The following is a 25,213-nucleotide window of genomic DNA, read 5'->3' as shown; positions in this document are numbered from 1 at the left end:
ATCTACCTCGTATCTAAAAAATCAGCACAAATCCTAAAACTCCGGATCTACCTCAATCGACTCGTTAGCTTTTGACTCCGTTACCCTTTTATGGGTTTGCGAGATGGTTTCCTTGAGATCATCCGCCTTGAACGGCTTGGTCAGATAACCATCCATTCCTGCAGAGTAGCAATTCTCTCGGTCCTCACGCATCGCATTCGCCGTAAGAGCAATGATCCGCGGACGGTTGTCTGGCCAACGCTTGATGATCTCTCGAGTAGCCTCCAGACCATCCATCTCTGGCATCTGGATATCCATGAAAACGAGATCATATTCATTCTCGCCGATCATGTTCACGGCTTCTAGCCCGTTCTGGGCGATCGCAATGTCGTACCCCATCTTCTTGAAGAGACGCTTCGCCACCTTCTGATTGATGACATTGTCCTCCGCGAGCAGAATCCTAAGCGGCTTTTGTTCCCCTAATTTTTCTCCACCCGCAGCAACTCGCTTCACACGTGGAGTCACCTTCCCGTTGGCCTCGAGCATCCGCGTTTTGACAGTCTCGAGCTTGTAGGGCTTGAGCAAGGACAAGGTCGAAGAGTCAGCGTTCTCTCCCAACTGCACACCACCAAGAAGTCCCGTGAAAATCACCGGGAGATTCTCATTGTTCAGAGAACGGCGGACTCTCGATCTCAAGTCCTGATACTCAAGACCTGCGAGCCCTGACTCGATGAATACGACGTCGAAATTAATCTTCTCGCTAGCAATATCCTCAAGCGTCTCAATCGATTCGCAAGACGCGACCTGCACATCAAATAGCTCGAGCTGGCTTCTGAGAGACTCGGAACTGAACTTATGATGATCGATGATGAGAGCCTTTCGCCCTGCCAAAGGATTCGAAGCCGAAGAGCCGAGATCGAACGCAAACGCCGCGCGATTGAAGGAAATCGTAAAGTGGAAAGTCGAACCTTCCCCATCGGAACTTTCGACCCACATGGATCCACCCATCAGTTCGGCAAGATTCTTACTGATCGCGAGCCCCAAACCAGTACCACCGTACTTACGTGTGGTAGAAGCATCGACCTGACTGAAAGAACCGAACAGACGATCTATGCGATCTTCCGGAATTCCGATTCCCGTATCCGTCACCTTAAAGTGCAAGATCACGTCGTCGTCCTTGACATGGAACGGCTCGACGCGGACGACGACGCCTCCCTTGTCTGTAAACTTCACCGCATTTCCAAGCAGATTCACGATGATCTGACGTAGACGAGTCGGATCGCCAAGAAGAGAGCCTGGTATGTCCTTTCCAAATACATAAGAAATATCCAGTCCCTTCTCCATCGCCTGAATCGCCAGAGTATCGATGGCTTCTTCGATACAGTCACGGAGATCGAACATGATATTCTCGATCTCAAGCTTACCCGATTCGATTTTCGAGAAGTCCAAAATGTCATTGATCACGATGAGCAGAGCTTCACTACTCGCCCTAATCGTATCCACATAATCCTGCTGTTCGGATTCCAAACTCGTTTCCGCAAGCAAACCAGTCATTCCGATGATACCGTTCATCGGGGTACGAATTTCATGCGACATGTTCGCGAGGAAATAACTCTTCGCCTGGTTGGCCTGCTCGGCCTCACGCATGGTAGCACGCAGACGCTCCTCAGAACGCTTCTGTTCGGTAACTTCGTGGAAGAACCAAACACGCCCATAGGACTCACCCAACGGTGATGAAATCGGAATCGAAGTACGCTCAAAGGTACGGCCGTCCTGAAACTCTAGAACATCCTTAAAGGTCTCCGTCTCGTCCTTCGAAATCATCATAGCCCGGTCGTAGAATGCATCCGCATCGCCCACTTGCTTGGAAGCGACACTCCAGATTTTCTCCGGACGACCGACATCCATCAAGTTCGTGGAGAGTCCCCAGATCTTGCAGAAACGTCGGTTAAAGTTGGATACAATCCCTCGCTCATTAACAACGAGGATACCGTCGGTGGCAGCTTCACTTTGCGCTTTCAACACCGAGTTATAGCGCTTGAGCAAGTTTTGGCGACGCTTGTTATGGGTAACATCTGTACCAGTAACGACCAGCGCGGACACCCGGCCCTTCTCGTCCTTAACCGAAACCGATCGGAAGTAGATATCGAGCTGGCGGCCCGACTCGGTCATCACCTGCACATCTCCTTGCCAGTGCCCGTATTCAAGCGTCTCCTGCAGGATCTTGTCGTAGACATGCTTCTCGTGGAAGAGCGACTTCACTCCGCCTTTCTCGTTAAGCACATCCAGAGTCTGGTAGCCGACGATGTTTACGAAAGAGTTGTTTCGATACAAGGCCTCGCCTTCGCGATTGACCATCAAAACGAAGTCACTGGACGCCTCCACAGCTGCAGAAACCATGCGGAGTCGCTCCTCGGATTCCTTTCGCAGTGTAATGTCCTCAAAAATTCCATACCAGAGAACGCGAACCCCAGAACGCTTCTCAGGAATCGCCTTTGTCGCGACCCACTTCTGGCGGCCATCCGGCGTGTTGATACGATATTCGATATAGAGTGGAGTGAGCTCTTGGCTAGAAATCGCGAGCGACTCATACACACGCTCCATATCTTCGATACAGACCGCTCCGATCGCCGAGGACGCATCCTCCATCACATCGCTAGCGCTCACGCCAAAGAGTTCCTTCACCTTCTCACTGATGTAAGGAAAGCTAGGTTCCCCATTCTCGTCCATCACGAGATGGAAGTATACCCCTGGAATCTGGGTTGAAAGGCGGTCTAGCTCGTTAGTGCTCTTCTCAAGCTTGTTCTGCACCCTGAGCTCCTCCGTCACATCTCGAAGACAGACAATGTAGTCGCCTTCTTGAGACAAGAAGATCGATGCAGCCAGTTCAGTCTTAACCCCCTCGACCAAGCAAACCGACTTCTGGAAAACAGAAGGCTTCCCATTTGCGACTTCCTCAAATCGGACATCGAGCTCCAATTCTCCATAAGCCGAAAAAACGGTCTTTAGCTGACGTCCGGTAACATCTCTACGCCCCTGCGTCAGATAGTGCTCCGCAGCTCGGTTGGCAAAACGGATCACATAGTTGCGATCGGTTCCGCAAGAGTTCTTTCCGCTCACGCAAATAACCGCATCCGAGGTAGCATTGAGAGCACGCTCAAGGGACAAGGCCGAGCTATTGCTCTCGAAGTCCTCGAGCCAAACGGGCTCCAAACTCCAAAGACTGGTAGACTCATCGATCTTGGTAGCCACCACATTGCAAGCAGTTGGCTTGTTCTCAGATGTTGAGCGTAGCGAGAGCAAGGCGGTGCCGTTCTCAAGCAGAGTCCCTTTTTCAGGGTCACAAAAATACGTGCCCAAGGGAGCGCCAGCGAGCGACTTCCAGTCGGGACTACCGAGCAACAGATTGCTCGCAGAGCGATTGCCGCACGAGATCTCATCTCCCGCAACAATCAGCTGCGGCTTGGGAGATTTGAAAAACGCGTCTTCGAATAGGTGGGAAGGATTCATCGGGAGGATAGGGCAAGGGGCGACACGTCGTTCAAGCTCCTAACCATAAAACAGTTAGAAAGATCCTGACGTTCTGTGGGAAAAACGGTACTGAGTTGTGCGATGGGCATTTAGTTCACGAGAGTGTCGCTACAATCGTTCCACATCGGCATTTTCCCTCAGTACTTTACCCCTTCTCCCCTCTTAGCACGAGAGAGGGCTGGAATAGGGAATTACCACCGCATCGAGATCAGCCGCTCAACGGCTACCGACCAGCTTTTTCTCTAGCCGGACAAACAGGGACAAAGCCGCCGCCAGCAAGCCGACCGCCAACCCAATCCAAACCCCGACCGCCCCAAAGCCGGCACTGAACCCCAGTAGATAGCCCACCGGCAAAGCCACCACCCAATAGGCGACAAAAGTGATTAGCATGGGCACATTCACATCCGACATCCCTCTTAAAGCTCCGAGGCTGACCACCTGGGCTCCATCAAAAATCTGAAACAGCCCCGCCACCATGAAAATCGACGCTGCGATCCCCACCACTTCCACGTTTTCCACGAATTGCTCGGCCAACCAACTCCCGCCTAGCAAGAAGACGAGCGCCGCCAGGAGAGTCTGGAAAAAGGTGAATCCCAAGGTCGAGAGATAGATGGTCCGGATACGCCTAAACTGCTGCGCTCCAAACGCTCCCCCCACTCGAATGCCACAAGAGATCGAAACACCGAGAGGAATCATGAATGACATCGAAGCGCACGACATCGCGATCTGGTGAGCGGCCAAAGCCTCCTTGCTCAACCAGCCGATCATGATTCCCGCCCCCGCAAACGCGCCCACCTCGAACAAATGCTGGGCCCCCATCGGCAACCCCAGCTTCAGCATCGACTTAAACGAATCGAACTCGAAACCGCTCATCCACCGCCGTGGCAAAAAGCGTTTCATCCGACCCGCCCGCAAAGTGAGGACAAACATCGCCACCATCACCGCCGTACGAGCGATCAAGGTAGCGATCCCAGCTCCCACCAGCCCCAGCTTCGGAGCTCCCAGCTCGCCGAAAATCAAAATCCAATTCAGCACGATGTTCAGACCAATCCCGCTCAATAAAACGAACATCGGCGGCTTCGACCACCCCAGCCCCTCCCACACGCTCTTCAAGCAGTGGTAAACAAGAGCCGGCAACAAGGAAGCCGTTATCAACCAGTAATAAATCCGAGCGGCCTCCACCACCTCCGCCTCCTGCCCGTAGCGATCCAAAAAGAAGCCGTTGCCCGTCATGAGCAAGCAGGCCGCCACCGAGACAAACACACTCAAGCCCAGGCCATGCCGGATGTGCCTGCCGACTTGCCGCTCATCGCTCGCCCCTTTCGCCTGCGAGACCAGGATCGTCACCGCGGCCAACACGCCCATCAGAGTCACCAGAGGGATCACATAGACATTGTTCACGAACGCGGCCGCTCCCAAAGGAGCCACGCCGATCCGACCGATCATCAAGGTATCCACCACCCCGATCAGGATCTGCCCCACGTTTCCCAGCACGATCGGCCCCGCCAAACGCAAAGTCGTCTTCAGCTCGACCGGCCAACTGACTTTCGAATCTCCCCCCAACATTTAAGGGCGTAGAGCTACTGGCCCGACTCTTTCCGAGCAAATAAAAATACGCGCAGCCTCAAAAGCCCGCGCGTATCCAGAAAAAGATTGAGAGAGACGCCTACGCGGCGATCTCGAAAATGCGATGCAAGCGAAGCAGCTCTATCACGGACTGCACCGGAGCTTTGACCTTTAGCAGACGAACGCTGGCCGAACCTTGCGGCAGACGCTTATACACGCCAAGCAAAGCGCCCACACCGGAGCTATCGATAAAGTCTACCTTCGAAAAATCGAATTCGACAGCCGTCACGCCGTCGCTCCAAATCGAGTCGATTTCCTTCTTAAAGTCGCGAGAAGACGCGGCATCGAGACGCGCCACGCCAACTTCAGCGCGAAGCGTTCCTTCTACAGTCTGACCTTCAATTACAATGCTCATGGTTGCGGGAATAGTTTGGAAATAGGATGTAGCTCGGGACCGGGTTAGCCCCACCTTTTAAACGACGCACATCCTGCTCTCTTGAGCTCACAATCAGATTTAGTCTAATCTCCGCCCCAATGCTCGAACCAATCCTCATTGGCATCACTGGCGGAAGCGGATCCGGCAAAAGCTGGCTTGCCCGACACCTGCAGTCCCACTTCGGCCCCCAATCCGCCGCCTTGCTCGAACAGGACTGGTACTACCGCGACCTCAGCCACCTCCCTTCCGAAAAAGCGGCCGCTACCGACTTCGACCACCCGGACGCCCTCGAGCTCGACCTGCTCGAATCCCACCTACGCGCCCTCTCATCCGGAGAACCCATAAACGCCCCGCAATACGACTTCTCCAGCTTCTCACGGGAGCCGGAAACCACCCTCATCTCGCCTCGCCCCCTGATCATCGTCGAAGGCCTCTTCGTCCTCCAACACGCCCCCCTCGCAAAACGCTTCGATCTCAGCGTCTTTGTCCACACTCCGAGCGACGTCCGTCTGCTCCGACGTATCCGCAGAGACCTCTCCGAACGAGGCTACCAGCTCGATCGGATCCTCGAATTTTGGGAGCACGACCAAATCCCAAGCTTCGACAAATTCGTCGCTCCCCAACGCGCAAATGCCTCATTCATATGGGATTCGCTGAAAGATAACGCTTTTGTCCCCGCACTTCTGGCCGATTTACAAAAACGAACAGCCAGAAATGCAGACCAACCCACATCCTAAAGACGAAGAGATCGTCGACTACTGGTCGAAAGCAGGGACGCCTATCGGAAAGGCGCGCCTCAACTTTCGCGTGAAATCCAAACGCGCCGCTTGGGCCATGGTCCTCGGCTTCTCGCTCGGGCTGAAGCGAGTCATCGATATCATCGCCTCCGCCTGTGCCCTCCTCGCCCTCTCCCCCGTCTACGCCGCCACCGCCCTCCTCATCAAAATCGAAGACCGAGGCCCTATCTTCTTCAAACAGGAGCGCGTCGGCTATCGAGGCACTCGCTTCTACATGTGGAAGTTCCGCTCCATGGTCACAAACGCGGATAAGATCAAAGACCAGCTTCTCGAGCAAAACGAACACGGAGCCGACACTGTGACGTTCAAGATGAAACACGATCCGCGCATCACCCGCATCGGACGCTTCATCCGCAAGTACTCCGTAGACGAGCTTCCCCAATTCTGGAATGTCTTCCTCGGCGAGATGTCCATCGTCGGTCCGCGCCCCTGCGTGCCTCGTGAGGTTGTCATGTACACCGTAGAAGATCGCGCCCGCTTGCTCGCCAAACCCGGACTCACCTGCTTCTGGCAAGTCGCAGGACGCGCCGACATCGACTTCGCCGGCCAAGTCCGCCTCGACGTCGAGTACATCCGCTCAGAAAGCGTCTGGCTCGACATCAAGCTCCTCTTCAAAACCGTTCCCGCCGTTCTTCTCGGCAAGGGCGCCTACTAAGATCCCCACAGGCCGAATCCCATGAAAAAGACCTGGCACCTGCTCCTCCCAGACTGGAGCTCCTACGACACTATCTGGCAATCCGAACACCCCTTCGCCCTTTGGCCCATCGGCAACCAGCCGCTCATCTCCTACTGGATGGATCAGGCGGTGCACGAAGAGATCGAGCATATCACGATCTACACCGCCGACCGACCCAACGAATTGCGCAACTACCTCGACCACGGAAACTTCTGGTCTCGTCCAGTCGAGGTCGTCCCCATAACCTCCGATGAAAACGCGCCCGAGCACGCGATCCCAGTCGTCGGGCTTCCAAACTGCAACAAGCTCCCCTCCCCCATCGAAGGCGAAGCCGGCCTGCTAAAACAATGGCTTCTCCTCAACCGCCGCTGGCTCGACGGCATGCAGGACTACACCTTGAAAATCGAGGTCAAACATCCGGACGGGGGCTGGGTCGGGCCTCATGTTCGCATCCACCCGGATGCGAAGCTCGTCGCTCCATTCTGGATACAGGGCAAATGCGAAATCGCAGCAGGAGCTCAAGTCGGCCCCTACGCCTGTATCGGCGAAAACGCCATCATCGACGAAAACGCCATCGTGCAACGCTCGATCGTCCTTCCTGGTACCATGGTCGGAGCCAACACCTCACTCGAAGAAGTCGCCGTCGAGGGCGGTCTCCTCATGGACAGTAAACTTGGCTGCCGTGTAGCCATCACCGACTCCTTCATCCTTTCAGACATCAGCGAAAAGCTCGCCAGCCCGAGCTACCTCGAACGCCTCGCCGCGCTCGCCCTCTTCTGCATCGTCTCCCCCATCGCCGCCCTTTCGCGAATCGACTGGAGCGAACTCGAGGCCCACGACGGCAAAGGAGGCGCTCTTCGCCTCAAGACAGGCGAGAACGGTCGCTTGATCGTACGCCGCTGGCACTGGCTCAAGGAAGTCGTCAAAGGCCGCATGCGCCTAGTCGGCATTCTTCCCCGTTCAGTAGATTGGTCTTCCGACGCGGCCGACATCGACGTGGCTCGCCGTCTCGCCAAGACACGTCCGGGTGTCATCGCTCTCTCCGACGTACACGATTGCCACAGTCCTCAAGACCCCACAGAGTGGATACACGCTTCCTATCAAGCGCTTTGCAACGACAGAAGCATCAGCAAACTGATTCGTTCAAAGCTCGTTAAGCTCGTATTCAAACCAATTCAATGAGTTCTAAATCCATATCGTACTACGAGACTGGATACTGCGAATTCCCAGCGGAACTCGAGCGAGTCGCTGAAGTGTCGGCTTTGCTCAAGGCTTTCTGTCAACGAAATTGCCTCGACGAAACCCTCTGGCCTCAAATCGACCTAGCCATCTGCGAGTGCTTAAACAACGCCGTAGAGCACGGCTGCGAGGAAGACGCATCGAAAATCGTGAGAGCCAAATGGTCCTGGCAAGACGAAAAGCTTTGGCTAGAAGTCGACGATCCCGGCCCTTGTTACGAGCACGAGGGAGAAGCCACCTTGCCGGACGACCCTACAGCCGAATCGGGACGCGGCTACTTCATAATCCAATCCATCGCCGAATCCTTCAAAGAAGAGAAAAGCGAATACGGTCACAAGGTCACACTCAGCTTCGCCACCCATTCGCGTTCGGACATCCTCGATAAAACCGAAGAGATGTTCACCATGCTGCAGAACCTCTCGAACGACCTCAATCTGGCCTACTCCGAAAGAGACATCATCGCCGGCTTGGCAAACGACCTCACAAACTGCCCGGCTATCGAAAGCTTCATCGAGAAGAGCATCCAACGCCTGCGCGGCATCGTCGAAATCACCCAGGCAAACGTCTGGACACTCGTCGCAGACGGAAACCTCGAAAACGCCTACCACGAAGGAGGAGAAGCCCTCGAGATTCGCGCGGCCATGATTAGGCGAGAGCAAGCCTGCGCTTGCATGACGGTAATGGCTTCAGAAAACGAACTCGTAGTCGAGCGGTGCTCTCACCTCGACCCGACAGACCCTCTGTACGAAAATTCTGGATGCGCCATAGTCTTGCCAATCATCTACCAGCGCGACTGCCTCGGCACCATTGCCATCCACTCGACGGAAGCCAACCAGAAGACACTGTTCGAAACAGCTCTTCCCCTAGCCCGCACTATCTGCCAGTTCCTAGGGCTTGCTTACACGAGCGCAAAAACCTTCCGACACCGCGAGGAACATGAACGGGCTCAGACTCAGCTCGAAGTTGCATCCGAAATCCAACAATCCCTTCTCCCATCTTCGTACCCAAATAATAAATACTGTCGATCCACGGGAAGATGCGTTGCGGCGATGGCAGTAGGGGGCGACTACATCGACGCGATCGAAATTCGCGACGTGGGGCTTCTTGTTGTAATCGCAGACGTTATGGGCAAAGGAGTCCCTGCCGCTTTGCTCGCGACAATTTTCCGCACCGCAATCCGCTCCCGCCTAAACCTCGCCGAAACCCCCGGATGGCTTCTCTCCAAGATCAACAAGCAGATCCACGAAGAGCTCGGACACCTCAACATGTTCATCACCGCTCAGGCCGCATTCCTAGACTACGGCAAAAAAGTTCTGAAACTTGCGAGCGCAGGACACTGCCCCGCCATCCTGCTAGATTCGAACAACAAGGAAACCAAGCTTCTCGAAGCTGAAGGCATGCCACTCGGCATCGACCCAAGCGACCTCTACGAGGAAAACCTTATCCAACTTTCGGATACATCACGTCTTCTCTTCATCACCGACGGATTCTACGAAGCAGAAAACCCCAAAGGCGACATGCTCGGCATGGAGCGTCTACTCAGCGCCGTCCCCGACATTTGGGAAGAAGGGATCGATTCCGTTCCCAATAAAGCGTTCGGCCTCGTAAGCGATTTCGCAAATGGCCGCTCCGCAACGGACGACCAGACGATGATGGCGCTCGAAATCCTCTAACGCGAACGGGGCTGGACACCTGAACGAGCCTGGATCCGATCAAGATTCAGCTTCAAGCTGTCCTCCGGTTCCCGATTGCCATCGAGACAGGAAACCAAGACCGACGCGAACCGCTCCGCCTTCTCTTCCTCAAAACGTCTTTCCGGCAGATGGATGAGCCCAGCACTCAAGCGACGCTCCGACACGCTCAAGGCATGCATCATCCGGTAAAAGACGAAATTGGCTAAGCCCGTTCCCGCGCTGTGGGAGCCGCTCGCCTGCAGCTTCGCGTTGGTCAACTGCAACGCCAGCTCCCTGTACGGCAAAGTACTCCAGTAACCGGGTTCCCCGTCGGGAACGATTACCTTTCCTCTCGGACGACGACCGCTTCGATCCTTGGTGGAAACATCCGTTTCATTGATAGCGATCCGCTCCACCTCGATCGACTCGCTATCAGCATCCGCCAAGCAAACAACCGCGTCCCACTTTTGGCTCAAGCAATCCTTCAACGGCAGGAAGCAATCGTCCCAAACCGCTGGTAAACGGAGAGTAACGACATGGTGCCCCTCAAACTCCATTTCTCCGATGACTGAAAGATACCGCCAGGCCACCGCCTCAGACGTGGGTACCGTCGGTTCAATTCCTGCGAGCAACAAATTCATAGGCCGCGTACTAAGTCCAGTTTTCCGCATTCGTCAAAGTGTAGAACCCGTTTGCCATTGATTTTACCAGCAGGTAGGATCGCCTTTTTCTTCGGCCCGCTCCACCGCTTCCCCCAACTCTCGAACCACTACCATGAGGTACACGTTTCGCATCCCCACCTTCCTTTTAACCGCCCCCCTTCTCCCATTCCTCTCGGGGCAGGATACGCAACCGGCCGAGCCCGCCGAATCCGAGGCAATCATCAGCGACCGCGAAAAAGTGGAGCTCGTCGAGGATTCCAACGTTTCCGAAGCGATCAGCCGCCGTCCGGACCTGAAGTTCAACAACGTAACGATCGACGGCGAGAAGGCGAACGGCTCGCTTTCCGAATTGCCCTCAGAAGCGGTGGACTCCCTCGAAGTCCTCCGCGCCATCACTCCCGACCTCGACGCAGACGCCAGAGGCGGCTCCCTCAACGTCGAATCGAAACCCATCTTTCTCCTCGAAAACTCCGTCACCAAAATGGAGGCGGAATTGGATTTCGACGAAGAAGGAGATTCCTGGGGCGAAGAGTTCCTCATCTCCACCAGCCGCGCCCAAGGCGATTTCGGCTACCGCCTCTCCCTCGCCCTCGACCATAGCGAGAGTTACGACGAAAACCTTTTCACCGACTGGGAGCAGGATCCCGAAACCGGCCTCTTCGCTCCCGAAGTTCTCGGCTACGACACCTACCACGGAGAACGGCAAGAGATCTCATTCAAGTCGCGAGTCGACTATCGCATCAGCGACTCTCTCTACACCTTCGCCCGCCTCGACTACGTTGAAAGAGAACGCGACGACTATCGCCCCCGAGTCGCCTACCGCTTCGACCAAGGCGAATACACCGAACAAACCGAAAACTCCGGACAAAGCCTCGGGGCAAAAGTTGAGCGAGAGCTGCTCGATTTCGATGCCGAGTCCGAAAACCTGTTTTGGCAACTCGGCACCGTCTACGAAGGAGATCGCCTCCATATCGACGCAAAGCTCTCCATCGAAACCAACAGCTACTTCGAGCCCAACTGGTTCATCATCGAGTTCGATCACAACGACGCCGACCTCAGCTACCGCTGGGACGATCCAAGCTTCATTGAAGTAAATGGAGACACCGAAAACCCAGCCGACTTCGACTTCGACGAACTCCTCGACGAACGCTGGAACAGCGACCAGGACGATCTGATCGCAACGCTCAACCTCAAACGCACCTTCCAAACCGAACACTACCGAGGCTTTTTCAAGAGCGGCTTGAAATACAGAGCTCGCGACAAAGAACAAAGCTCAGATTCACTGCTCTTCAGCTCCTTCGACGGCGATTTCAACGTAGGAGACGTAGGCGTTCCGGGAGGCCAGACCCGCCACTTCGACCGCACCTACGACCTCGGCATCGTTCCGGATGCGGATCGTTCCAGGTCCTTCTACAATGACTACCGCTCCGAATTCCCGCTCGATATCCGCCGCACTCGCGAAAAGTCGGATGGGAACAGCTTTCAAGTCAGCGAAGATGTCAGCTCCGGCTACGCGATGCTCAGCGCCGAGTGGGGAGCCTTTCGCAGCATCGTGGGTGGACGCGTCGAACAAACCGAAATCAGCTACCAAGCCAACGAAGTCGTCATCGACGAAGAAGGAGACTATCTGGAAACCGTCCCACGTTCGGGAGACCGCTCCTATAGCGACTTCTTCCCCTCCTTCCATCTCCGCTACTTCCTAAACGAACGCACAACCCTTATTGGAGCCTGGACAAAGTCGATCAAACGTCCGGGCTACGGGTCAGTCGTCCCGTATCGACGCATAAACTACGGAAATCAATCCATTGAAGAAGGCAGTCCGGACCTAGAGCCCACCTTGTTCGACAACCTCGACTTCTCCCTTGACTACGAACTGTCCTCAAACAGCACCCTCTCCCTCGAACTCTTCAATCGTGACATTTCGGACCTCGTCTATTGGGAAAACACGATCATCGACGGAGGCACCTTCGACGGTTTTGAACTGGGTCGCAATCGCAACGGGCCCAGCGCTACCCGAACCGGCGTGAACATCATCTGGAACCAAAGTCTTCAAGAATGGGGACAGTCGCTGGAAGGATTCAGCATCAACGTCAAAGCCTCCTCCATCGATTCTGAGAGCGACTACCCAAATCGCCCCGACGATTCCCTTCCCACCGTGCACGACTCGGACTTCAGTATCCAAGTTTCCGCTACTTACGACAAGGGCAAGACATTCGCCCAGCTCCTTTTCAAGGAAAGAGACGATTACCTAACGTCCGTAGACGATCAATCATGGCGCGATCGCTACGAAAAGGGACGCGACGTGCTCGATTTCTCCGCGACCTACCAGGTACAAAGCAACACACGTCTCTTTTTCGAAGCCGAAAACCTTCTCGCCTCTCCGCGGCAGAGCTACATCGGCGATTTCTCCCGGCCCGTTCGCTACGGCGTCTCGCTCCGCGAATACTCCGCTGGCGTGAAAATGAACTTCTAGCCCTCGATCTCCGAGGGCTCTTCCATCTTTCGGTAGAAGCTACGCTTTTTGCCTACCCCACCCACGCATTGGCTTTCCGTCAACGTCTCAATTTGAGAGCTCTGCGCAGCTATCTCATCCCGGTCGCCCTTGAACGCCACTTTGATAAGCTCGTCCTTCTCGAAGGCTTTCTTCAATTCCACGACAACCGAGTCCGCCAATCCCTTCTTGCCGATGTGAATCGCCGGCTTGAGGCGTTGCGCGTACCCGCGGAGCTCTGACTTTTCCTTGCTGCTAAGCAAATTCATCCAGCTCTCTTGCGAGGCCAACAGAGGATTGTCAATCGAGAGATAGCTCGGAGCGAGCTCGATTTAGGCTGTCCTGCAGACGATCCAAAGTGAGCGGCTTCGACAGGTAGTCGTTCATTCCCGAAGCGAGGCACTTTTCCTTATCTCCTTGCAGAGCATGAGCAGTCACGGCGATGATGTAGGCTTCAGAGCTTCTCTCCCCAGCCTCTCCATCTCGAATTTTACGAGTGGTCTCGATACCGTTGATCGGAGCCATACGCACGTCCATCAAAACGATATCGTAGCCACCGTCCTTCATTCGCTCCAGAGCATCGATCCCGTTGCTAACGGTTTCCGCTTGGTAACCAAGATGTTGAGACAGCTTCGAGGTGATGAGAAGATTGTTCGGATTGTCGTCTACCACAAGAAGTCGGATCGGCCCTGTTCCAGTCCTTTTAACACGTGCAGTCTCTTCCGCTGGGACTCTTCTCTCGTCTACTTCCATTTTCGACTCCTCTCCGGTTTGTTCTTCGGAGACAGCGGTCTTCCCGCCCTCTCTCTCTAATTGTATCTCAAAGGCAAATACACTCCCCTTGCCCAACACGGTCGATTCTAGCCACACATCGCCATCCATGGCCTCGCAAAGGCGTTTGCAAATCGCCAAACCCAACCCCGAGCCACAAAACTCACTTCCAACTCCCAATTCCGACTGCACAAACGGCTCAAACAGATCAGCGGCCTGATCCGGATCGATGCCCTTCCCCGTATCCTCGACACTCACTCTCAGACAAGCAAAGCCTTCCTTCGAACTGTCCTTCGTCTCCGCTCTCAAGTTCACGCTTCCCTCTCCAGTGAACTTAAAGGCATTCCCGAGCAAATTCACCAAAATCTGCTTCAGACGAGTCGCGTCCCCCAAAACGATCTCATCAGCCAAACCGCTTAAATCTACAGAAAACGCTATCGAGTTCTCCAGCGCCTTATCCCCCAACATCGCCTGCGCTTCCGCCAACACGGAGTCCAGGCGCAATGGCTTCTTCTCGAGATCCAAGTTTCCTGACTCGATCCTGGAAAACTCGAGAGTTTGACCGATCAATTCGATCAGGTGCCGGCCGCTTTTGCTCATCGCCGTCACGAACTCCTCCTGCTTTTCGTCGAGCGCAGTCTTGCCCAACAAATCGCAAAAACCGAGCACGGCGTTCAGCGGCGTCCTGATCTCATGAGACACGCTTGCCAGAAACTCGGACTTCGCGCCGCTCTCCGCCTCCAATGCCTGCATGCGCTCTCGAGCCATCGCCAGATCCTCTCGCAATTGGCTCAATTCCCTCAACGCGTCCTCACCACGCTCGCTGTACTCCAAAGGCTGACGGAGCCCAACAGCCATTCGCCCTCCCTCGCACTCGATTCCCAAAACCACTCCCGCGACCAATCCTTCTTCATCAAACTGCGGCATCAGGCTTACGCTAGCCTTCTCAGCCTGCCGAGTTGCCAGGCTCAAGCTCAACACGCTTGCCTTGCCCCGCAACGCCGCCACCCAAGCCGCATAAAAAAGCTCCCCCTCTTGCTCGCCCAAGCCAAACAGCTCTCGGGCCTGCAGCGAACCGAGATCCTCACCAGCCGCTAACACTCGCCGACGGAGCTGATCCGAACAGGAGCAAACACGTCCGTTGAGACCAATACGGGCCCAATGATCGTACATTCTATCGAGAGGAGATTCTAGGGATTCGGGTAACATGAATGAGAGAGCGGAAACCTCGATTCGACCAACATCGTCCAGAGATGGCCAGCAAACAAACGCCACTCGTACAAATCGTCAAATTTGCTGAGGGATTTGTAGGCCGCGCGCTGACACATTTACGGCCGGATCACCTAGGAAACCCGCTTAAACCGAAGGCTTTGCCTTCTTAGCCGGCTTAACCGGCCCCCACATCCGCAACAGGTATTCCGACAAGTTAAGCATGCTCAACTTTCCGCCGCCCACGGACACCACATCCGTAAATTCCGACTCATGACGCGAGCGCTCCTCGAAATACTCCCACAACTCCGCATTCAAAGCCAAGGCAGCCGCTTCCCTCCGCGAGTTGCCCCGCTCGATCTCAAGCACCCGATCTTGCCAGAAACGACGCTCCTCAGGGAGAGAGTCGATGTAGTCGTGCAACAGTTGCTCGTAGCGATTCAGGCTCATGCCAATACCGGTGCAGCCCGCCCACCTCCCTGGCAAACCAAATCCTTGAACAAGCCCGTATCGTCGCCCAAAGACACGCACCTAGCGAATCTTCCGCTCGCTCAAACCGTTCACGATCCGCATGTCCTCCACGAAATCCTTGGTGAACTTGATCAGCTCCACCGCATCCTCGTCGCTGAAGTGCAGCCGCTTAAAGTCGAAACGCAGCAGCTTCCCCCTCACCAGAGCATAGGTCATCGTCTGGATCATCGGCTGCCTCTGCTCGCCTCGCGAGGATACGAAAACAAACTCGGAAGTCGCAAAGTACGAAACCAGATCCGGCTCGTCCAAAGCCTTCAGCCAGTAGCCATCCAAAGACTCCTCCAAATCCTCGTCCCGCCCCTTTCGAAACGCCATGTAGTCCTCGAAATCCCAAAAATCGTCCCGCCCCACCAAACGCTTGCGATCCACCACCATGTCGTTCTGCAACTCCGCTTTGAACCCCGCAAAGCTGCTGTTTCCCAAAGATTGAAAAGCCGTTTCCTGCGGCACCCAAAGCAACCCGAAATAATTGACGTACTTCGAACGCGTCGCCCGCACGAAATCGGAAAACATGAGCGGCAGCACCAGCAACTCCCCCTGCCGCCCCGTCTTCGATTGAGCAAGATAGAAGTCCGAGTTCGGCTTTACCGCCTGCCAACCAAGATAAGCGGGCACCCGCAACTTCATCGCCCCCGCCCGAATCGTCCACTCCTCGAAATACGGGACTCCGCTGCGATAAACCGGATCCTCAGTCCCCACCTTATGACGCCCGCGAACCTTCATCCCCGCCACTGAGCGACGCTCCCTCACGCCACGCTTTTCCGCATCCGCCTCCACGCGAGCCAAAGCAGCCTCAGCCGCCGCTTCCAGAGCCTTATCCACCTCGGGAGCCTCTTCCTGCGCCTCGACCCTCAACACTCCCGACAATACGAAGACTCCAGCAACGAGCACACCTGCCCAGCCACCGATCCAACGAATCCGAATTACCCTCAATCCCCTAGTCACAAATCTCATTTCACCGTCATCCTGAAGCTCTTGTCAACGCGCCTCTGCCGCCGCCTCGCAATTCCACCCTAAGGCAATACCGGAGCCACCTCTCGGGACGCTTTGCCCTTGTCTCCACACAACGAATCTACAAACCTCCAGACGTGTAAAAAAACTGTAAGCCGCGTGATGAACGGCTCGCAGGGAAGAAATTCCGCACATCGTTAGTTCCAAATTTCCTATAGTTGATGTTAGTGGCCGGTCCGGGAGGACCGGCCTACTTCGTTTTAGCTAGGGCAAAGTGTCAAAAACCCGGTAATTCACTCATTTTAGAGCATTTAGCGATTAGGGAATCCCCATTTCGCGCCGAATAAAGAGGCACCAAGACGAAAAGCCCGCACATCCAACCCCACCACAAAACAATTTTTAGAATCTTAGTTGGTTGGTTAACTACAAAAGGCGCTCGAACCTATGTTCGAGCGCCCTTTTGTTTTCAAAGATTGCGGAAGCTGACCCGCCCCTTCCCGAGACAGAGCGCTCCCAATAAATGCTAACGCATCGAGGCGAAAGTCTGCGCCAGCAACGCCTTGTCGGACTTGTGGCCCACCTTCTCGCGTGACGCTTCGATCAAGTCCCGCTCCAGCTTGTTCTTGGTCGGTTCGTTCTTTGCCTCGTAGTAAACACCGAAACGCCCCGGCCATTGCTCTTCCGCCAAAGCGAGCGCCGCAGGCATATCGCTCACGTCATGCTCGGTCTCGTCGATGATCTCGAACTTACCGCCCTTGCGCGGGATCGCCTCGTCAAAACTCCCCTTGTTGAACTCCACGCACTCGCTGAGCACTTCGATCACCGAAAAACCTTCGTGCTTCGCCGCCCGCTCGTACATCTCCATCATGTGCTTGATCTGAGTCGCATGCGTGCGCGCTACAAACGTCGCGCCGCTCGAGAGGATCTTACGCATCGGATTGGTCGGGCGGTCAAACGCGCCCCAAGGATCCGTCTTCGACTTAAAGCCCTGCGGCGACGTCGGCGAGGTCTGTTTCTTGGTCAAACCATAGACGAAATTGTCCATGATGACGTAAGTGAGGTTGAAGTTCTTTCGGCCCGCGTGATCGAGGTGATTCCCGCCAATGGAAAAACCGTCGCCGTCACCGCCAAATACGAAGACATGCAAATCGTCGCGACCAAGGCTCACCCCCGAAGCGAACGGTAGCGAACGGCCATGGATGAAGTGCCCCCCATGTGTATTCACAAAATAAGGAAAACGCGACGAACAACCGATCCCCGCCAAGGTCACGATGTTCTGCTGCGGCAAGTCGAGTTTCTCTAGCGTTTTATAGTAGGCGGCCAAAACCGCGAAATCGCCGCAACCAGGGCACCAAGTCGGATGATCCGCTTGCAATCCCTTCTTGGTCAACACGCCACGCTCTGCTTTTACTGGTGTAGAAGTTGTGCTCATATCAATCGAGTCTCCCTAAAATTACTTGCTTGGCGCATGGCTCGGGCTCACCGCCTCGACGCCGCGCATGATCTCCTTGATCTTAAAGGTCAGGCCATCGGTCTTGCAGAGGCTCTGGATCGCCGGGTTGCAATAGCGCGCCCGCAACAAAGTAGCTAACTGCCCCTGTCCATAGAGCCCCTCGTCGTTCATTTCCACGACCAGGATCTTTTCGAAACGAGCAAAGATCTCGCCCAGATCGTTCGGCAACGGGTTCAAATGACGTATTTGCAAATGCCCTACGCGCCGGCCACGATCGCGCTCGCGAATCACCGTCTCGCGTATCGGCCCCCAAGTTGAGCCCCAACCTACCACTAGCACTTCGCCTTCCTCGTCACCATAAATTTGAGACGCAGGCAACTCGTCTGCCAGTTTCTGGATCTTCTCGCGACGCTTCCGCATCATCTTCGCGTGCATCTGCGGATTTGCCGACGGGTGCCCCGACTCGTCGTGCTCAAGGCCAGTCACCTGAGGGAAAACGCCTCCCTCGATCCAAGCTCCCGGAGGAGCATGTCGAGTGATCCGCTCCAAATCATACGGCTTAAAGTCCGCCGAGCGATCCTCCGTGTCCAACGTCGGCTCGATCATCAACGCCTCAAGATCCGGCTCGTCAAAAGCCTCGATCCGAGAAGCCAAAGACATGTCAGACAAAACGAATACAGGCACGCTATACTTGCGAGCGATCTCGCAGGCTTCGCGAGCCGAGTAGAAACAGTCCTCCACATTCTGAGCTGCAATCACGACACGCGGGCAATCCCCATGGCTTCCATATATCGCCTGCAGCAAATCGCTCTGCTCCACGTTCGTAGGCAGACCCGTGCTAGGGCCGCCACGCTGGATGTTCACCACCACCAGCGGGATCTCCGCCATCGTCGCCCAACCGAGAGACTCCATCTTCAAAGAAATTCCCGGCCCCGAACTTCCCGTCACCGCGAGATGTCCAGCATAGCTGAAACCAATCGCCATCGCCGCCGCCGCGAGCTCGTCCTCCGCCTGGACGAAAACGCCGTTGTACTTCGGCAACTGTTGGCGAAGCATCTCCATGATCGTCGACCATGGCGTGATCGGATACCCCGCGCCATGCCGCACCCCACCTGCGATCAAGCCAAGCGTGAGCGCCGTGTTGCCGTCCATCGTCACCTGCTGCGGCCCCTCGTACTCGCCCTCCTGCTGGAAATTATAGTAGCGATCCAAAACGTTATCGATCGGATACGAGAAGCCCGCATCGAAAGCCAAGTTCACATTGCGCAACACGTCCTCAGCCTTCGAGCCAAAGCGCTCCTTGAAAATCTCCCGCAGCTTCGCCACATCGAGCTTGAAGATCCGGGCAAGCAGCCCAAGAGCGAAAAGGTTCTTCCCCTTCTCCCGGCTCGAGCCCCCCAAAGCCTCAACCGTCAGGGCCGAAATCGGCACCCCCACCTTCACGAAACGATTATCGTTCTCGTCCGGTTCCACGTGGTCGGAATCGTAAAGCAAGACACCGCCTTCCTTCAGAAAGCCGATGTGGTTCTCGTAGCTATGCTGGTAGAAGGCCAAGAGAAAATCCGCCTCGTCCCCAGCCGACAACACCTCACCCGTTCCCATACGGACCTGAAAAATCGAAGGACCTCCAGAAATTGTGGCCGGAATCGTCATGTAAGTCATGACCTCCTGAGCGCTTCTCCCAGCTAGACGAGCCAAGAACCCGCCAATGGATTGGATGCCGTCCTGGGAATTTCCCGCGAGACGGATGACTGCATCGCGAATGTGCTCCTCGCGAACTGCTTTTTGAGTAGATGAATCTTCAGGCATTTGACGAAAAGCAGCAATAAGCCCCTCCCCGCCTAGCAGTCAATCAGATGAGCTCCAAAAGACTCCCTTATTCAAAGGGCCATTTCCCCGCTTTTTCACCCCTCCGCCCAATTGCCCAAAATGCGCCCCCGCGCCGCGCCAGTGAACCTCGAATACAGGTCCCGCCCAAACGCGCAAAAAGTCGCCCCAAAACAAAGAAGGTGATTGACCTTTGGCCTGTAAACAACTTGTGAATAACTTTACAGTTTCCCTCTGGGAACGGGCTCTCTCGGCTGCTATTCGCAGGAAGGACACCGAGACGCCCGCCTCCATATCCACAAATTCCCTCCTGCTGAGGTTCCCCACCTCCCTTTGAGCTACACAATACAATTTCTCCTATCCAGCAAACTAAACAAAATCTCCACCCGGGCACGCCACACGAAGCGCTCACGCACTGCACCACTCAGTGACCGTATCGTAATTTAATGCCGCTCCACCCAAGCAAGTCAGCAAGTCAGTCATTCGATTCTCGATCCTCCGCCGCGCAGCCCGCAGCGGAGACACTCTTCCTTCTCTCCATATCTCGAGACGAAGATGACGCGGCTGCCTTGCGAGCGGATCTCAAGCGCTCCACCCTAGAAGATTACAAGCTCCAACGCTGCGCCCACCTGGACGACGCCCTCCACTTGCTACAAGTCTGCGGATTCGACCTCGCCTTCGTCCGCATCGACGACTTTCAGGACCCGGCCACCGCTATCGAGCACTTGCTCCAAAGCTCACCAGAGCTCCCGCTCGTCGGTCTCGTCTCCGGCCGCCTCCTCCAATCCGAAGGTTTCCAGATGCCAAAGGGCATCGACACCCACTGTCGCCTGGAAGACCTCTCCCCCACTTTAGTCGCGAACCTCGCCCTAAGCACCCTCGAGAGAAAACGAGACAAGGCAGAAAAGCTCCGCCTCGCCCAAGAGCTCAACTTCGCCGTCAATCTCGGCGAGCTCGGATCCTGGTCGCTCGACACCGAGACCGGTCGCATCGCCCTCAGCGAAGGGGCCTTGCAGCAGCTCGGCCTCGACACCGCTCAAAGCTGCCCGCACGTAGACGACCTCATCGAACTCCTGCATCCCGCCGACCAAGACCACTTCAAGCGCCAGATCAACGAGGCCATCGAAGACCAAAGCGAACTCGCCGACAACGTCCGCCTCAACTTCAGCAACGAATCTGGTCACACAGTCTCCATCTCCGCCAAATACCGACCTGGCGGACCACGAGCCAACCCTAGCCTCTACGGCTTCATAAAACACCAACGCCAAAGCGCGGAAGATCTCCAAGCCCAGATCGCCACCGCGAACCAGGCCATCCAAAAAGCGCTTACCCTGAGGGACGAAGCTATCGAAGCCGCAAGCAAGGAACTGGACGCCCTCATGAAAAAAGTGGGCCAAAGCGAAGGGCCATCGCCTCTGCTCGCGACGCCACCGCCCCCCGCGCGTCCCGTAGAACAGAAAAAGCCCAAACGTTCCGATCCTGCTCAAACAACACAGGAACCTCTAGAAAACGCCGCGCCCCCACCGCCGCCAGCTCCCGCGCGAAAGCCAGCAGCAACGCCAGCCCCCGAACACAACCTCGGCATCGACAAGTCCAAGACCATGGAAAAGATGCTCAAGTCCATCAAGCGCCAGCCAGCCGAACCAAACGACGACGCCTTCCCCTTCGACTTCTCCGATGAAAACAAATCCGACTACGCCGAGCCCAGCCTTCAGCAGGACGGCTTCATAGGAGCCGCCGAACGCTTGGTCGAGATTACCCAAAAAGCCCACAACCTCTCGGTAACCCTCAGCCACGACAACGACAGCGCCATCGAGGCAGAGCAAGACAAGGACCTCATCTTCGAAATACTCCGCGAGCTCCTCACCAACGTCGTCAAACACGCCCACGCCAGCGAGTGCATCATCGCCCTCTTCCGAGACGAAGACGACTGGGTGCTGCAAGTCGAAGACGACGGCATCGGCCTCGAGAGCAACCTCGTATCCATTTCGACCCCACTCAACAAAATCGGCCTCTTTCACATACGGACGAAACTCGCCCTCAAAGGCGGCCAACTCGACCTCACCCCAACCTACCCCAAAGGGCTCATCGCCCGAGCTCGACTCCCCGTCGCGCTCGCCAGCCACGACGCCGAGCACGCCTAAAGGCCTACCCTCAGCGCATCAGGGCTCTCTGCGGATTGTCCGCCTTGAACGCGCCCAGCAAAAGCGCCAACGCCACGACGCCCGAAAGCCAATGCACCGGGCCATAGCCCTCGGTAAAACGCTTCGCCAAACTAAACAGCAACGGCCCCACCGAGCTGCCCACCACTAGAATCGAAGCGAACAAACCACTGATAGCGCCCAAGTGCTTCAGCCCAAAAAACCGCGGCATAAACACCCCGCTGATCGCCCCGAAACAGCCACCGCTCACCCCGAAGCCGATCACGATCGCCAGCACCAACGCCTGTCCGCCCAAATAAGCCAAACCAAGAGCCGCCAGCGCGTTCCCCGCCGCCATCACCACCAGCAGATGCTTTAAACGACATCGGTCGCTCAGCCAGCCCACCACCAGACTCACCACAGCATTCAGAAAAGCGGTCGGCACAAACAAGTTCAGCACCGCATCCTTCGTCATCCCCAAATCAGCCGCCACATCCACGACATGGAAAGCGTATCCAGTAAAGTAGCACGCCTGCAAAGCAAACACTGAGCTAAACGCCCAAAACGAATAGCTCCGCACCGCCTCCTCCCGAGTAAACTCCTTCACGATACGAAATTCCGGATCCTCCGACCTCCGATCATCCACCTCCAGTCCACCGTCAGCCGACACCCCGCACTCGTCAGGATTATCTCGATACAAAAGCCACGCCACCAAACAGAAACCAGGAGCGAGCAAGAGAGCCATGATCTGCCACGCCTCCCGCCATCCCCACGACTCGATCATCACATCGAACACCTTCGGAGCGAGGGAGAAACAAACCGTCACCGCAATACCACCGATCGAAAACACCTTGCCCCGGTGGGACACCCACCACTTCCCGATCATATTGCGAGAGGTCATCATCACAAGCCCCTGGCCAAAAAAGCGGATCAAGAAAAAACCGAAAACCAAGCAAGAGATCCGTATCCAAAAAACCGGATAGCCGGAAAAGGCCGCCGACTCCAGTGCCCCCGCCGCTCCATCCACCCAACTCATGTATCCGAGCGAAATCGCCAAAGCCAAACTCGCCAGCACAATCATCTTCCGCGCCCCCCAGCGATCAAAGAGCTGGCCCGCATACGGCAACAGCAATCCGCTCGCCGCCGTCCCCACGAAGTACGCCGAACTCACCCCCGTGCGCGACAACCCCAAAGCCTCGATCAGCTTCTCGTTAAACACATTCACCCCGATCGTCTGCCCCGGCACACTCGCCACCATCCCCAAAGTCCCCGCCACCGCGATCACCCAGCCGTAGTGAACCCCCACCGAGCCAGGCCGCATCGGAACATCCACGCTAAAAAGCTTATCCCAAAACTTCACCCCCCACCCCCTTAGCCCTCTCCCCCCTAAACACCACCTAAAAAAAACGCATCGCCATTCCCCGCCCTCAATCGTAGCACCTACTGACACTGCAACAAATGGGACTGATCACAAAAATCGCTAGCCACACCTGGGCCATGGTCGCCGAGATGGGAGTCTACCTCATCCTCGGCCTCGCCATCTCCGCCCTCTTGCATCGATTCCTCAAGCCCACCTGGATCGAGGGCCTCATGGGACGAAAAAGCCTCTCCTCCGTCATCTGGGGCAGCGTGGTCGGCGTCCCCATGCCTCTCTGCTCCTGCGGCGTCATCCCCGTCACCATGAGCCTCCACTCAAAAGGAGCCAGCAAAGGAGCCACCGTCTCCTTCCTCACCTCCACCCCCCAGACCGGGATCGACTCCTTCCTCGCCACCTACGGCATGCTCGGCCCTGTCTTCGCCCTCTACAAAATCATCGTCGCCTTCCTCTCCGGCATCCTCGTCGGCCTCACCACCGACCGCCTCACCCCCACCACCCCAAAAAATCCTAATCCTAATCCTAATCCTGATCCTACTCCTAATCTTAGCCCCAACCCCAATCCCAAATCCTCAACACCTACCAACCCCAACCTCTCCGACTCCCTCAAGTACGGTTTCTACACCATGCCAGGCGACCTCGCCTCCGCCCTACTCATCGGCTTCATCCTCGCCGGAATCATCAGCGCGCTCGCCCCAGCCGACCTCCTGGCCAACCTCCCCGGCGGCGCCATCTCCGCCATCCTCCTCGCCACGCTCATCTCAGTCCCCTTCTACATCTGCTCCACCGGCTCCATCCCGCTCGCCCTCGCCCTCGTCCACAGCGGCCTCCCCATTAGCGCCGCCCTCGTCCTCCTCATCGCCGGCCCCGCCACCAACATCGCCACCATCACCACCATGCGAAAAGTCCTCGGCGGCCGCTCAACCCTCATCTACGTCGCCGGAGTCATCATCACCACCTGGATCGCCGCCGCCTTCTATCATTTCTTCTTGGACGACGGAACCCTCGGAACCTCCGCCCACTCCCACCACGAACACCTCGACTGGTGGAAGCACCTCGGAGGCATCATTCTCATCTTCTTGCTCGTCTTTCCGCACCTTCGCCAGAAATTCGCTTCCAAACAGACCCAGAGCTGCTGCGACTCCGATTGCTGCAACTCCCAAGCAAATTCAGAAAAAAACCAAATGAATACCGTCACTCTCTCCATCGAAGGCATGAATTGCAGCCGCTGCGAAAACTCCGTGCGCAACGGACTCTCCTCGCTGGACGGAATCGAAGTCCTATCCGTCGACAAGAACAGCAGCTCCGCCACCATCCAAACAGACTCCTACCAGGAAGCCCAAATCGCGGAAAAGATAGCTTCCCTCGGCTTCGACTTCAAAGGCGTCAAGTAAGCGAACCAAACGCTTGCACCACTAACATGCTCCGCCTCCTCGCCCTCTCATATCTCACCCTCTTTAGCTCATCCCTTTCCGCCACGCCCTTAACCTCCCTGGACGATACCCCAACCCGACTGGCCGACCAGCTGCAATCCCCCGCCACACTCGTCCTAATCGTACACGAAAAAGAAGAGCTACCCGACGCCCAACGCCTCCTCACCCTCGCCTTCGCCCAGAAACATCCAGCCGTAATCCTGATCAACCTCCCCCAAGGCCGACTCCACTCCACCGCCATCCGCCGAGCCGCCAACAGCTTCTTCCAATCAGAATTCAGCCGCTCACGCACCTACTTCATCGAACAAAGCGACAATCCGTATCCAAAATCAAAAACCCTCATTCTCTCCCCCGACAAACCATCCCCCCACTACACCTCCCCCACCTACCCATCCCAAATCCCAAAATCACCATCCATCCCTCTAATCCAACCACGACCATCTGAATAGTCTGCGGGCCAAAAAAAGCACAA

The 25,213-nt window shown here is 56.0% G+C and carries 19 protein-coding genes; 8 read left to right on the top strand and 11 right to left on the bottom strand.

Translation table 11 applies throughout. The annotated features are described in order from the left end of the window. Positions 1-33: 33 nt before the first annotated feature. The 3 genes from JIN87_RS08715 to JIN87_RS08705 all read right to left on the bottom strand — a co-directional run bounded on the left by JIN87_RS08715 (position 34) and on the right by JIN87_RS08705 (position 5,491). A complete protein-coding gene (locus tag JIN87_RS08715; RefSeq protein WP_200355163.1) occupies positions 34-3,489 on the bottom strand; it encodes a response regulator in 3,456 nt (1,151 codons plus the stop codon). 237 nt (positions 3,490-3,726) lie between these two features. After that, the gene (locus tag JIN87_RS08710; protein ID WP_200355162.1) at positions 3,727-5,076 is read right to left on the bottom strand and encodes an MATE family efflux transporter; all 1,350 of its coding nucleotides are present in this window, start codon (positions 5,074-5,076) and stop codon (positions 3,727-3,729) included. 100 nt (positions 5,077-5,176) lie between these two features. Further along, positions 5,177-5,491 (bottom strand): STAS domain-containing protein, encoded by a 315-nt coding sequence (locus JIN87_RS08705; protein ID WP_200355161.1) that lies wholly within the window; start codon positions 5,489-5,491, stop codon positions 5,177-5,179. Between the two features lie 119 nt (positions 5,492-5,610). Between JIN87_RS08705 and udk the strand changes: the two genes are divergently transcribed. The 4 genes from udk to JIN87_RS08685 are packed head-to-tail and all read left to right on the top strand — an operon-like array spanning position 5,611 to position 9,897. Continuing rightward, positions 5,611-6,249 carry a uridine kinase gene (gene udk / locus JIN87_RS08700; protein WP_200355160.1) on the top strand — a complete coding sequence of 213 codons (639 nt, stop codon included), beginning with the start codon at positions 5,611-5,613 and terminating at the stop codon, positions 6,247-6,249. Continuing rightward, a complete protein-coding gene (locus tag JIN87_RS08695; protein WP_200355159.1) occupies positions 6,227-6,964 on the top strand; it encodes a sugar transferase in 738 nt (245 codons plus the stop codon). Before udk ends, JIN87_RS08695 begins: the two co-directional genes overlap by 23 nt. A gap of 21 nt (positions 6,965-6,985) precedes the next feature. Further along, positions 6,986-8,167, top strand: coding sequence for a hypothetical protein (locus tag JIN87_RS08690; RefSeq protein WP_200355158.1), 1,182 nt, complete (start codon positions 6,986-6,988; stop codon positions 8,165-8,167). Next, complete coding sequence (locus JIN87_RS08685; RefSeq protein ID WP_200355157.1) at positions 8,164-9,897, top strand: SpoIIE family protein phosphatase; 1,734 nt, start codon at positions 8,164-8,166, stop codon at positions 9,895-9,897. Before JIN87_RS08690 ends, JIN87_RS08685 begins: the two co-directional genes overlap by 4 nt. Here the strand turns inward: JIN87_RS08685 and JIN87_RS08680 are convergent. Then, a complete protein-coding gene (locus JIN87_RS08680; RefSeq protein ID WP_200355156.1) occupies positions 9,894-10,538 on the bottom strand; it encodes a pyroglutamyl-peptidase I in 645 nt (214 codons plus the stop codon). The genes JIN87_RS08685 and JIN87_RS08680 overlap by 4 nt on opposite strands. A 133-nt stretch (positions 10,539-10,671) precedes the next feature. Between JIN87_RS08680 and JIN87_RS08675 the strand changes: the two genes are divergently transcribed. Beyond that, entirely contained in the window at positions 10,672-13,032 is a 2,361-nt protein-coding gene (locus tag JIN87_RS08675; RefSeq protein WP_200355155.1) for a TonB-dependent receptor domain-containing protein, read from the top strand. Here JIN87_RS08675 and JIN87_RS08670 read toward each other — a convergent pair. The 6 genes from JIN87_RS08670 to JIN87_RS08645 form a co-directional block, all read right to left on the bottom strand. Then, a complete protein-coding gene (locus JIN87_RS08670; protein ID WP_200355154.1) occupies positions 13,029-13,319 on the bottom strand; it encodes a YhbY family RNA-binding protein in 291 nt (96 codons plus the stop codon). The two genes, JIN87_RS08675 and JIN87_RS08670, sit on opposite strands and share 4 nt — an antisense overlap. Before the next feature lie 31 nt (positions 13,320-13,350). Then, positions 13,351-15,030: an ATP-binding protein gene (locus tag JIN87_RS08665; protein WP_200355153.1), complete on the bottom strand. Its 1,680-nt coding sequence runs from the start codon at positions 15,028-15,030 to the stop codon at positions 13,351-13,353. 147 nt (positions 15,031-15,177) lie between these two features. After that, positions 15,178-15,480: a hypothetical protein gene (locus JIN87_RS08660; RefSeq protein ID WP_200355152.1), complete on the bottom strand. Its 303-nt coding sequence runs from the start codon at positions 15,478-15,480 to the stop codon at positions 15,178-15,180. A gap of 81 nt (positions 15,481-15,561) precedes the next feature. Continuing rightward, entirely contained in the window at positions 15,562-16,515 is a 954-nt protein-coding gene (locus tag JIN87_RS08655) for a hypothetical protein (RefSeq protein ID WP_200355151.1), read from the bottom strand. Positions 16,516-17,035: 520 nt separating this feature from the next. Then, positions 17,036-17,944, bottom strand: coding sequence for a thiamine pyrophosphate-dependent enzyme (locus JIN87_RS08650; protein ID WP_200355150.1), 909 nt, complete (start codon positions 17,942-17,944; stop codon positions 17,036-17,038). A gap of 21 nt (positions 17,945-17,965) precedes the next feature. Continuing rightward, complete coding sequence (locus JIN87_RS08645) at positions 17,966-19,774, bottom strand: 2-oxoacid:acceptor oxidoreductase subunit alpha (RefSeq protein ID WP_200355149.1); 1,809 nt, start codon at positions 19,772-19,774, stop codon at positions 17,966-17,968. Between the two features lie 464 nt (positions 19,775-20,238). Between JIN87_RS08645 and JIN87_RS08640 the strand changes: the two genes are divergently transcribed. Continuing rightward, positions 20,239-21,936 (top strand): PAS domain-containing sensor histidine kinase, encoded by a 1,698-nt coding sequence (locus JIN87_RS08640; RefSeq protein WP_200355148.1) that lies wholly within the window; start codon positions 20,239-20,241, stop codon positions 21,934-21,936. Positions 21,937-21,946: 10 nt separating this feature from the next. Here the strand turns inward: JIN87_RS08640 and JIN87_RS08635 are convergent, their stop codons facing one another. Then, positions 21,947-23,293: an MFS transporter gene (locus JIN87_RS08635; RefSeq protein ID WP_200355147.1), complete on the bottom strand. Its 1,347-nt coding sequence runs from the start codon at positions 23,291-23,293 to the stop codon at positions 21,947-21,949. Between the two features lie 98 nt (positions 23,294-23,391). On the opposite strand from JIN87_RS08635, the gene JIN87_RS08630 reads away from it, so the two are divergent. Together JIN87_RS08630 and JIN87_RS08625 are read left to right on the top strand one after the other, a co-directional pair. Further along, positions 23,392-24,702, top strand: a complete 1,311-nt coding sequence (locus tag JIN87_RS08630; RefSeq protein WP_200355146.1) for a permease — start codon at positions 23,392-23,394, stop codon at positions 24,700-24,702. Between the two features lie 26 nt (positions 24,703-24,728). Then, positions 24,729-25,190 (top strand): hypothetical protein, encoded by a 462-nt coding sequence (locus JIN87_RS08625; protein ID WP_200355145.1) that lies wholly within the window; start codon positions 24,729-24,731, stop codon positions 25,188-25,190. The last annotated feature ends 23 nt before the right edge of the window (positions 25,191-25,213 follow it).

Origin of the sequence: Pelagicoccus mobilis, from assembly GCF_016595505.1 — a bacterium.
In the GTDB taxonomy this organism is placed as follows: domain Bacteria; phylum Verrucomicrobiota; class Verrucomicrobiia; order Opitutales; family Opitutaceae; genus Pelagicoccus; species Pelagicoccus mobilis.
The sequence above is the reverse complement of the archived record's forward strand: the minus strand, read 5'-3'. Positions and strand labels throughout refer to the sequence as shown.

Excerpts from the sequence above, each read along its gene's own strand:
- JIN87_RS08715 (WP_200355163.1), bottom strand. The coding sequence starts at position 3,489 with ATGAATCCTTCCCACCTATTCGAAGACGCGTTTTTCAAATCTCCCAAG.
- JIN87_RS08710 (WP_200355162.1), bottom strand. The coding sequence starts at position 5,076 with ATGTTGGGGGGAGATTCGAAAGTCAGTTGGCCGGTCGAGCTGAAGACG.
- JIN87_RS08705 (WP_200355161.1), bottom strand. The coding sequence starts at position 5,491 with ATGAGCATTGTAATTGAAGGTCAGACTGTAGAAGGAACGCTTCGCGCT.
- udk (WP_200355160.1), top strand. The coding sequence starts at position 5,611 with ATGCTCGAACCAATCCTCATTGGCATCACTGGCGGAAGCGGATCCGGC.
- JIN87_RS08695 (WP_200355159.1), top strand. The coding sequence starts at position 6,227 with ATGCAGACCAACCCACATCCTAAAGACGAAGAGATCGTCGACTACTGG.
- JIN87_RS08690 (WP_200355158.1), top strand. The coding sequence starts at position 6,986 with ATGAAAAAGACCTGGCACCTGCTCCTCCCAGACTGGAGCTCCTACGAC.
- JIN87_RS08685 (WP_200355157.1), top strand. The coding sequence starts at position 8,164 with ATGAGTTCTAAATCCATATCGTACTACGAGACTGGATACTGCGAATTC.
- JIN87_RS08680 (WP_200355156.1), bottom strand. The coding sequence starts at position 10,538 with ATGAATTTGTTGCTCGCAGGAATTGAACCGACGGTACCCACGTCTGAG.
- JIN87_RS08675 (WP_200355155.1), top strand. The coding sequence starts at position 10,672 with ATGAGGTACACGTTTCGCATCCCCACCTTCCTTTTAACCGCCCCCCTT.
- JIN87_RS08670 (WP_200355154.1), bottom strand. The coding sequence starts at position 13,319 with ATGAATTTGCTTAGCAGCAAGGAAAAGTCAGAGCTCCGCGGGTACGCG.
- JIN87_RS08665 (WP_200355153.1), bottom strand. The coding sequence starts at position 15,030 with ATGTTACCCGAATCCCTAGAATCTCCTCTCGATAGAATGTACGATCAT.
- JIN87_RS08660 (WP_200355152.1), bottom strand. The coding sequence starts at position 15,480 with ATGAGCCTGAATCGCTACGAGCAACTGTTGCACGACTACATCGACTCT.
- JIN87_RS08655 (WP_200355151.1), bottom strand. The coding sequence starts at position 16,515 with ATGAGATTTGTGACTAGGGGATTGAGGGTAATTCGGATTCGTTGGATC.
- JIN87_RS08650 (WP_200355150.1), bottom strand. The coding sequence starts at position 17,944 with ATGAGCACAACTTCTACACCAGTAAAAGCAGAGCGTGGCGTGTTGACC.
- JIN87_RS08645 (WP_200355149.1), bottom strand. The coding sequence starts at position 19,774 with ATGCCTGAAGATTCATCTACTCAAAAAGCAGTTCGCGAGGAGCACATT.
- JIN87_RS08640 (WP_200355148.1), top strand. The coding sequence starts at position 20,239 with ATGCCGCTCCACCCAAGCAAGTCAGCAAGTCAGTCATTCGATTCTCGA.
- JIN87_RS08630 (WP_200355146.1), top strand. The coding sequence starts at position 23,392 with ATGGGACTGATCACAAAAATCGCTAGCCACACCTGGGCCATGGTCGCC.
- JIN87_RS08625 (WP_200355145.1), top strand. The coding sequence starts at position 24,729 with ATGCTCCGCCTCCTCGCCCTCTCATATCTCACCCTCTTTAGCTCATCC.